General features: G+C 59.3%; 8 protein-coding genes. 3 read left to right on the forward strand and 5 right to left on the reverse strand.

Translation table 11 applies throughout. The annotated features are described in order from the left end of the window. A partial coding sequence (locus tag JYJ84_RS21055) for a hypothetical protein (RefSeq protein ID WP_205189426.1) occupies positions 1-205 on the reverse strand: 205 nt, incomplete at its 3' end. Between the two features lie 452 nt (positions 206-657). Next, the gene (locus JYJ84_RS21060) at positions 658-951 is read right to left on the reverse strand and encodes a GYD domain-containing protein (protein WP_175984850.1); all 294 of its coding nucleotides are present in this window, start codon (positions 949-951) and stop codon (positions 658-660) included. 280 nt (positions 952-1,231) lie between these two features. Between JYJ84_RS21060 and JYJ84_RS21065 the strand changes: the two genes are divergently transcribed. Further along, positions 1,232-1,390, forward strand: coding sequence for a hypothetical protein (locus JYJ84_RS21065; RefSeq protein WP_236027668.1), 159 nt, complete (start codon positions 1,232-1,234; stop codon positions 1,388-1,390). 959 nt (positions 1,391-2,349) lie between these two features. Next, the gene (locus JYJ84_RS21070; RefSeq protein WP_175984849.1) at positions 2,350-3,054 is read left to right on the forward strand and encodes a hypothetical protein; all 705 of its coding nucleotides are present in this window, start codon (positions 2,350-2,352) and stop codon (positions 3,052-3,054) included. Positions 3,055-3,618: 564 nt separating this feature from the next. Here JYJ84_RS21070 and JYJ84_RS21075 read toward each other — a convergent pair. Then, complete coding sequence (locus JYJ84_RS21075) at positions 3,619-4,548, reverse strand: viperin family antiviral radical SAM protein (RefSeq protein ID WP_205184476.1); 930 nt, start codon at positions 4,546-4,548, stop codon at positions 3,619-3,621. A gap of 187 nt (positions 4,549-4,735) precedes the next feature. On the opposite strand from JYJ84_RS21075, the gene JYJ84_RS21080 reads away from it, so the two are divergent. Beyond that, a complete protein-coding gene (locus tag JYJ84_RS21080; RefSeq protein ID WP_175984848.1) occupies positions 4,736-7,459 on the forward strand; it encodes an ankyrin repeat domain-containing protein in 2,724 nt (907 codons plus the stop codon). A 504-nt stretch (positions 7,460-7,963) separates the two neighbouring features. On the opposite strand, the gene JYJ84_RS21085 is transcribed toward JYJ84_RS21080, so the two are convergent. Next, positions 7,964-8,290 carry an EthD family reductase gene (locus tag JYJ84_RS21085; protein WP_043182851.1) on the reverse strand — a complete coding sequence of 109 codons (327 nt, stop codon included), beginning with the start codon at positions 8,288-8,290 and terminating at the stop codon, positions 7,964-7,966. 222 nt (positions 8,291-8,512) lie between these two features. After that, positions 8,513-9,063 (reverse strand): glutathione binding-like protein (locus JYJ84_RS21090; protein ID WP_205189427.1); only part of this gene is annotated, 551 nt, incomplete at its 5' end.

Genomic DNA, 9,063 nt, shown 5'->3' on the forward strand with positions numbered 1-9,063 from the left:
AGGTTCTTCGTGAGTTTTCTCGGACGTCGCTTGCCGACCCATTGCCGACGGTCGGCTCGTCAGGCGCACTACGGCGAATATCAGGGCTAAACGGTCGCTCGGTACGGCCACTCGCGGACAAGTATTCGGTGCGGACGCATATCGTCTTGCCGATACGGCGGCGTTTGCGATCGCGTTTCTCGCCGGCGCTGGCGAACGTCAGCACGCAAGCACCGGGGTTCACCTGAGCGGCGACCGACGCGGGCATGAAGACATGCCCGGCTGCGGGCCGGCAATGGCATCCATGATCAGACGGATGATGGCGAGCGTTTCGTCGCGAGGTACAAGGGTGCTGGCAGTGACCTGGTTACCGATGTCGCGCAAGAGAACTGCCCGCTCACGACAACCTTTCCGTATCAGCGGCGCCGCTCCTGGTCGTTGATCGACCACCGGGAGCGTAGCTGCGCAGGCACCTGGCTCATGTCGAGGCGCGAGAATGGCGTCACGCTACACGCTTGCCGCCCGCGTCGTCGGCCTTTGCCTGCGCTATGCGCCTGGCTCGTGAGCAATACCCGTGACGCCACGATTCGACGGCAACCAGCCGGTTTCCAGGACGCCTGTTTCATCTCTGTCGATGGCTGTTCTGTCGATGGCTGTTGCATCTCGCGCGTCCAGGCTTCACTTCATGCCGCCGACGATCCTCTCCATTTCCGTCTCGCCGAAAGCACGCATACTGACGGTTCGAACATTGCCTAATTGCGCCACCATCAGTCCCAGCCGCGTCGCGGTTTCGTCGTCGGGCGCGTCGAGTGTCGCGACGATGTCGTAGGGCCCAAGTGTCCATTTGAGCGAGGTGACGGTGACGCCCATCGCCTGCGCCCCTTCCTGAAACGATCTCGCTCGCTGGACCGTGTCTTTCACGGACTGCGCGCCTTGTTCGGTCCAATTCATCAATACGATGTAAGTTGTCATATTGCCTCCGATGGTTGAGGAGCCCATCCACGTTCTCCCGTCCATGCACGGGACGAACTTCACCGACCGGCCGCAAGCGTTTGCGGCAGGTGCAGTTTTCGTTTACCCCGGGATTTGTCGGACGTGTGCATTGCTGACGCACGCACGCCCTTGATAACTCGGCAACATAAACAGTATAGAAAGCGAATCAGCTGCCAGCGGGGCAATGATTGCGTCGTGTGCGATACCCGCGTCGCCGCAGATCGCATGTCATGTCAGGGCATGTATCGCGGTGAAGAGAATGAGCGCAACCAGAGCGGTGGAAGCGGGGGACTCGGTGCACCCTGTGATGCGCGGCGAGGTTCATCTCGCGCTCGTGATCGGCATAGGGTACCGGCCGTTCGCGACATCTCTCGTCAACACGGCGATTGAGCGACGCTCCACCGTCGAAGTCGAATGACCGTTTGCGAAGTATGCGCCGACGTCCGAGCGTCCTGACCTATGAACGCGTGGGATATGCGTCATGGCCGAACCAGAAAACCTGGCCGGCGGTGATACACCATCGCATGGACCGGTGACATTCCGCTGCTGACCCGAAACAGCCGCTCGGCTGACTCCAAGCGGCCACTTATCTGTAAGTCAAAACTTACTCGTTCATGCGTCAGTCAGTTCGTTGGCAATCCACAATTGCCGCCCCACGGTCGCATGCATCGACATGCATCACTCACCTCATCGGCTTGTTTGGTCTGCTGCACAATCGTTGTTTGGGATGAAAATGATTTGTTGCAAGCAGGATTGCATACCCGACTGCAGAAATTCGACCTGCCCAAACTCGTACCGCCCAAGGGGGGCAACAGGGTTTGCATCACAGCAGTGGAGAGTCCATCTGAAGAGCGGATTAACTCTTCCACTGCGGACCGCTTAAAGCATGCCCGTGCATGCGGAACCTCCGGTGGAATAGTTATCGAGCCCACTATCCCACAAGGTTTTTGAGCAGGAGGGAGAAGAGAATCCGGCCCGACCAACACAGAAGCTGACGGGGCGGCAACCGCCCCTGAAGCAGCTATTGCCAAGGAAATGAGTAAGCAGACTTTTGGCATCAACCCCTCTTTGTTGTCGCTACGGCTATTTCCATCAAACACGCTTCGCAAAGAGAATTGCGGTTGATCTCAGTTGATGGTTGGGGGCGCTGGACGAGGCAACCACGTAAGCGAGAGTCAATCCCGAGGCATCGGCTTCGTCGCGAAAGTGTGCAACGCATCCGGCTACAGATTGATGGCCGCTGCCAACCCAGCGTGGATTGTCATCGATCCGGGTGCTTGTGTCGAACGTCCCTTCATGGCTGATTTTCGCCGACGTGATCAGGCTGAATCGTTACAATCGCCCAGATGCCCCCTTCGACAGCGTCGAATTCGAAACATGCTGACTTCCTATTTCTGGAGCGGCGACGCCATCCGCAGTCGACGCGTAAGTGACATCGTTCTATCAGGCACGGTCGACGTGCCCGTTCCCTCTGCACGCGTGCTTGCAGACTGGGAAAGAGAAACATCGTCGCGGCTCGTCCTGGAACCCGGGGACGTCGAGGCTATGCCTTTGGCGCGAACGCAAGCGCGCTGGCCGGACTATAAGCGCTGCGTGCAGGCAATGTCCGACTGGACGTGCGCACTAGGACTGCCCACCGTGCTTGCCTCCAGTGACGTAGCCCTCATGGCCTGTCGTGGCGCGAAGTACCACCATGACGGTGCGCAATATGGCGGTGCGGCCTTCTGCAATCTATTCCTGAGCGAGGACCGGGGGCTGGACTTGCATTTTCCCTCTACGGGCCATCGCATTCCCCTGACCCGTGGGACAGCTGTGATATTCGATACCGGCCAGCCTCATGGCGTCATTCAGCGCGGCAGCAGCGGCTTTAATGCGGTCGACTTCGCGACGGACCAGGATTGCATCCAGATATTCCTGACTTGGGAGCTTCCCATCGAAGATGCCCATGTTGGGCAAGCACTTAAGGTAGTCTTCGACATCGCCCCTTCGACCTCGCTGCACCTGGATGAGGAGCAAGTCTGGTCGAACGGCGCACCAGCCGCTGTGTGTCCAGAATCTGGTCGCTGGTACCGGGTTGACTGATTGTTCGGGTCACACCTCTCGGCGTTGCCGTGGCACGCTGGACAGACTTCTGTTCAGCACGATGGACGCAAGCAGCGAGCGCCGTTGGGCTAACGTCAGTGATTTCAGCCTTTGCAATCGAACGGATGACGCGGTGCCGCCACGCCGTAAAGTACCGGGCCATCTCTAAAAGTTCGGCGAAATGATCGCTGCCGGCAGTCTGGCGCTTATCAATGATCGACGGCGCACGACCCTGAGTGGCCTCGCGAATTTGCACTATCGAGCGTCCGTGCTTTGGTTATAAGCGGCCAGATACCACTGTCGAACTAGAATGCGTGTCTGTCGGGCAATCCCTCTATCTCGCGTTTGCGGACGACCGACGCTCATACTCGCATCGACATGCGTTTTTCACGTCTCGTTTGAAATTCAACCAGGCTCGATGATCGCCGGGAGTACAAGGGACAGTCAGCGCGCGATGCCCCGAAGGCGGCAGCAGGCGGCCGTGTCTGCCTCCCCGCGTGAATCTCCAACCCTCCCTGATGAGTTGGCGAACCAGGACGTCGATCTCCTTTTGCGAGGAATACTTCATCGCATGGTGTCCGTCGGGGTGTATCTCGCAAGATATCGGGTCGGCAACAACGCGATCTTCGCGAATGCGGCGATTGCGCCGACGCGAGGAATTGGCGGACTGTAGCGATACCCACTGCAAGAACCATCATTCTGGAAGAAGCGTCCAACCGGATCGATCATGATGTACGACTCGGTCATGTCAACGTTGTCCTCCGCGCGCAGCGGCAGGCCATGGCCAGAATGGCGTTGCACGAAGGCCTCGAACTGAGCGTCGGAGACGCCGAGCTCGGACGTAACTATCGGCAGCATCCTGAGCACCTTCCATTTTTCCGGTGCCAGTTTGCGTATCAGCGGCGCCATGTCCTCGCCGTAGTTGAGCGCATTGACGACAGTGTTGATCTTGAGGCGCAGCTCCGGGTTGACCTTTCGGGCAGCCGCGATGCTTCCTTCCAGTGTGTCGGCCGTAAGCTGCCGTCCTCGCCTGTCACAACGACCGATCGCTCGGATCGACGCGCTACTCGCCGAATCCAGACTGACGCCAAGCAACGACAGATGGTCAGCCAGCGCTTCCGCCAGCGCGGGAGTCAACAAGCTGGCATTGGTGATGATCGAAACGCCAAATCCGAGTTCACGCGCAAGCGCGGCGACGAGCAGAATCTGCCGGTCATACAGGAGCGGCTCACCGCCAGCAAGGTTCAACCGGACGGATGTCCATTCGAATGCTTTCGCAAGCGGATTCGTCGCGTTCCCGGGAACGAAAAAGGTTTGCAGTTCCTGGAGCAGGCGCGTCGTGCCTGCCCAGTCATGAATCAGTTCTCGACGGGACTCGACCTTGTCCCATTTGGCGTAGCAGTAACGGCAACCATAGTTGCATGCCTCGGTTACGTGCCAATTGATGACCAGCTCGCGCGGGATGTGTTGATGCTCATTTTCGGTCTGCGCCAAGGGGGTTCTCCGGTGGGTGACAGGTTCAGCTACTCTGTCTTCCGCACCGCTGCTGTGAAATGACCTTTCGCGTCCCCTTGCTTAGCGGTGGGTGGAAAAAATGAGGGGGACGCGAAAGTTCATTAGAATTTTCCCATCGATTGCAGAAAATGTCCCCTGCCTGCTATCCACTTCCGAACGTCCCGTCATGGCCATCCTCCCGACCTTCGAATCCGTTCTGCTCGAAATTAGCCAATGCATCGGCCTCGAGCGTCAGTCGTCAAAAAAGCAAGAGAAGTTCGTCAAACTCGAAATGAAGCTTGAGAACCATCAAGCCATGGTAAAAAGCGAACTCGAAGGGATTTTCGATGCGCTCGAAATGAGCGAAATCGCACGCCGTGATGCCCTCGTCAATCTCGCCGACTGGACGGCCTTCGATCGCTTCCTCTCGCAGGCCGTCTGGACACTTGGTGCAAGTGCCCGTCAAGTCATCTGGCATATGTGCGCCTTCAGCTACGCTCCGGCGGCAGGACGCCTCATCGCGAACTGGAATCTGGGTGAGCCCTTCGACCAAGGTATGCCCGGCGGCGAATTCTGGTTCCTTCCCAACATCGACCAGACGACAAAACAGCTTTCCCTCCCTGTGCAGCACGTCGTCGATTGGCTCATGGATCTTCTCGGCTTGCCGATGGATCAGGTGGCACTCAATCTGGGCGGCGCCAAGGTTAGAGACAACACCGATGCCCCCCAAGATTCGATGGAGCGGACACTCTACAAATGGCGAAACGGAACGATCCCGAGGATCCAGTCGATCAACGACTATTTCCCCGATGACGCCACGCTGAAATTCGAAGGCGCGCTGGACTTGCCCGGAGAACTACCGCACGGGGAACGGATCGCCGCCGCACTGGCTTTCGTCCATCATAAGAAACTGGATGCGGAAGCTCTGTGCTCGCAAATCCCGATGACCCAGCCCGGCCGCATCGAGGCCATCATGAATGGCGAGGCGTCGCCCGACGAACAAGATGAGTTCGCTCGGCTGCTCGAGGTACGCTATGCCAGGCCGTCGATGCGCACCGTTCGTCTGCGCCTTCGCATCGCGCGCGCGGTGCAGGACGGCTACAAACGACTCGTAGCGTTTCTGTGCCCCGACGTTGCCATCACCTGTCCCGATGCCAACGAAAACAAGGTGCTACAGCTCTTCGGCCTGTTTCGGCTCAGCTACAACCTGACCGTCGAAGCCTACAAGTGCGCTGACACCGAAGTGGAACAAGATGCGTGGTTCGAGCGTCATCTTCCGCCCCTGGACCGAGCGACGATTTTTCTGTCGGTTGCGCCTTCGTGCCGGGCTACCGCTCATTACAATCTCGCCGATCTACTGACGCACCGTTTCACCACTCTGGACGCACAGGCGCCGCTCGACGATTTCTTCCCGCTGGATGGCGCGGACGCGCTGCGCATTACTCAGACGAAGGGCCGATTGCTGAGCGACTTTCTCGAGATCGAGCAACGAGTGAACCATCTGAAGGATCGGGTCAGGACGTCGTCTCCGTGGCGAGCGCTTCAGGCGGAAGGCGACTATTGGGCGGTCTCCCAGCTGGCGTTGTCTGACGATATCTCGCCAAGAGCGCACCAGGCAGCGATCGAGCGCATGCGAGAACTTGCAAAAACGCCCGAACAGGCGGCCGGCGTGCTCGTCTGCGCACTCGGGCATCTTCTCAACAGCCGCTCCTCGGACCGGCCACGCGACGTCGAACAGCGCGTTGAGGCGCTGCTGGAAGAAGCGGAGCGTAGTCCCGCGTACGCAGCCTGGGCGCTGCCGCTCTTGCAATATCGTGCGAAACATTGTCTCGCACGCAATCAGTTCGAAGAGGCGGCCAAGCTTTTCAGGCTGGCCATCGACGCCGGCCATCAGTGCAACTTCGGATCGATACTCGGCGAAACGGCGCGCGACCTGTTTGCGACGCTGGTCGCGGACCGGAGACCCGTTCCGCATGAGCATGAACGACCGTATCGCATCATGATGGCGACCCACATGTTCGAGGGCGATCCCACGAACGTGAATTTGGAGAATGTGGCGAAAGCCGTCGCCGAATATTTCTGGGACACGCTCTACAAACCCTATCCGGGCTACCCGAAGAAGCAGCCAATCGCCGAGGCTCAAGTTAAGCAAATCGTCGGTGAAACGTTTCGAATGATCGAAGCGGAAGATTGGGATTGTCTGCAACGCTGGTTCGAGGACAACGCCAAATCGTTCCGCGAGAAGCAGTTGGATAGCGTGCGCGGTGATTCGGTCCTACTTTGTTGGCTGAAGCTACTCAGCGAACTTGAAGCAACTATGCCGCGCTTGCAAACCACGATTCCGGAGGAACTGACCGACGATGTCAGGAGGTTCGCCATGCATCTCGACAAACGCCGCCATGCGATCTGCCTTCTATTGAAAGCGTGGCCGGAACAGGCGAACCAGACGGACTTCAAGCGGCAGACTGCCCTCATGCTGGCCGCCGATCGCGACGACATGCAGATCGTGCACGCTTTGCTCGATGCTGGAGCTGACCTCGACCTGCAGGACTATTGCGGCAGAACGGCTTTCCACGCCGCAGTGAAGGGGGCGTCGGTCGAGTGCCTCGCTGTCATGCTCGCGCACCGCCCCGATTTGCGAATAGTCGAAGCCGGTGAAGGCAACAGCGCGTTGCACACTGCCGTCAAGCTCGGACGAACCGATATCGCGCACCTTCTGGTGGCGCATGATCCCGCGCTACTGCACCTTGTCAACGCCAACGGACTCACCCCACTTGACCTCGGCGAGACCATACTGCAGAACTGGCACAATTTCGAACGCACAATGGGATACAACAATGTGAATATTGCAGGTCGCAGTGACTATGCCTCCTGCGTGGAATACCTACGCAGCGTAACCAGTAATCGCTAGGGGGCACCAGCATCCAAGTGCAGTTTCTTATTAGTAGGTCGATTGGTCGGCGGATATCGTTGTGCCTGCAGGCTCTCTGTTTAAGATCGAATGACCGGTTACGGCGGTGGAGCTGACGCCAGAGTGGCTAGCCGACGATGCGTATGAACGGCGGTTTATGGCCGTCAGCCGCCGGTCGTGATCTCCGGCAACGGGCCGAACGGCGAATTTCGAGCGTTCCCGTGCGACCCGCTGGTAACTCAGGCACCCATCGCGGCATGGCCCAACGAGAAGGAGAGCGAGGCAGGAAAGGTCGCTGGCTCCAAAGCGACAGCGTTCCTTGATAGCCTCGACACCGGGTGCGACGGGCGGTGAGGGGAGCAAGACCGCTTGGTCGGCGTAAAGCTCGAAGTCACGTTTGAGGCCACGCAGATCGCCGAAGGGCTGGAACGCTTGTTAAGCACCGCCTTACTGCCCGAGTACGCGATACGCGGATGCGGTGCTTGGGCGAGATCCGCACCTTGGTCAGACGTCCGAACGCTCCACCACCACCTCACTGATTTGCAGTACGGGTTGTATATCCGTGTAATTGGCGATGTCGGCCATGATCTCCTGCGCGTGCGGATCGCGGGCTGCCTGGAAAGCTTCGACAGACGTGCAGACGAAGTCGCACTTGGCCACGTAAGCCGGGGCAGTGCCCGGAGCACCGCCTGCGATGCCCTTGTCCACCGTGTAGTACAGACATGCAGCGCCGAGCCGCTGTTTCACCATTGGCATATGGCGCTCGCGGTAGTAAGCATGATCGAATCGCGCGCCTGCGGCGTACGGGTACATGACACTGACTTTGATCATCGGGTTCTCCTGTTGCTGCACGGTAATCGAGGCGCCGCCGCCCGCGAGACGACATCGCGGTCGCCGATATAACGCGTGGCCAAGGCTTCTTCGAGAAACGGCGGACTCATTCTTCTCATCCCGGCGTTCCCCGGAAATTCGCGATAAACCGCAAAAAGCCCGCCGCGCAATGCGGCGGGCGTTGCCGTTCGCGGCCCGCACAGCGTGCGGCCGCGTGGCAGGTCAGCCTCGTGCAGGAATGTTGAGCCCGCGCGCGACAGCCGGACGCGCAACGAACGCGTCGAGCACCCGCTTGACGTTCCGGAATTCGCTGAAGCCGACCAGATCACCCGCTTCATAGAAGCCAACGAGGTTGCGCACCCACGGGAAGATCGCGATGTCGGCGATCGTGTAGGTATCGCCCATCACCCACTGGCGGTTCGCGAGATGCGCGTCGAGCACGCCGAGCAGGCGCTTCGATTCGCCGACGTAGCGGTCGCGCGGGCGCTTGTCCTCGTAGTCGCGGCCAGCGAACTTGTGGAAGAAACCGACCTGGCCGAACATCGGCCCGATGCCACCCATCTGGAACATCACCCACTGGATCGTCTCGTAACGGCCCGCGAGATCCTTCGGGATCAGCTGGCCCGTCTTGTCCGCGAGATAGATCAGGATCGCGCCCGATTCGAACAGCGGCAGCGGCTTGCCGTCCGGGCCGTTCGGATCGATGATCGCCGGGATCTTGTTGTTCGGGTTCAGCGACAGGAACGCGGGGGAGAGCTGGTCGTTCGTGTCGA

The organism is Burkholderia sp. LMG 13014 (genome assembly GCF_905232215.1).
Taxonomy (GTDB): Bacteria; Pseudomonadota; Gammaproteobacteria; order Burkholderiales; family Burkholderiaceae; genus Burkholderia.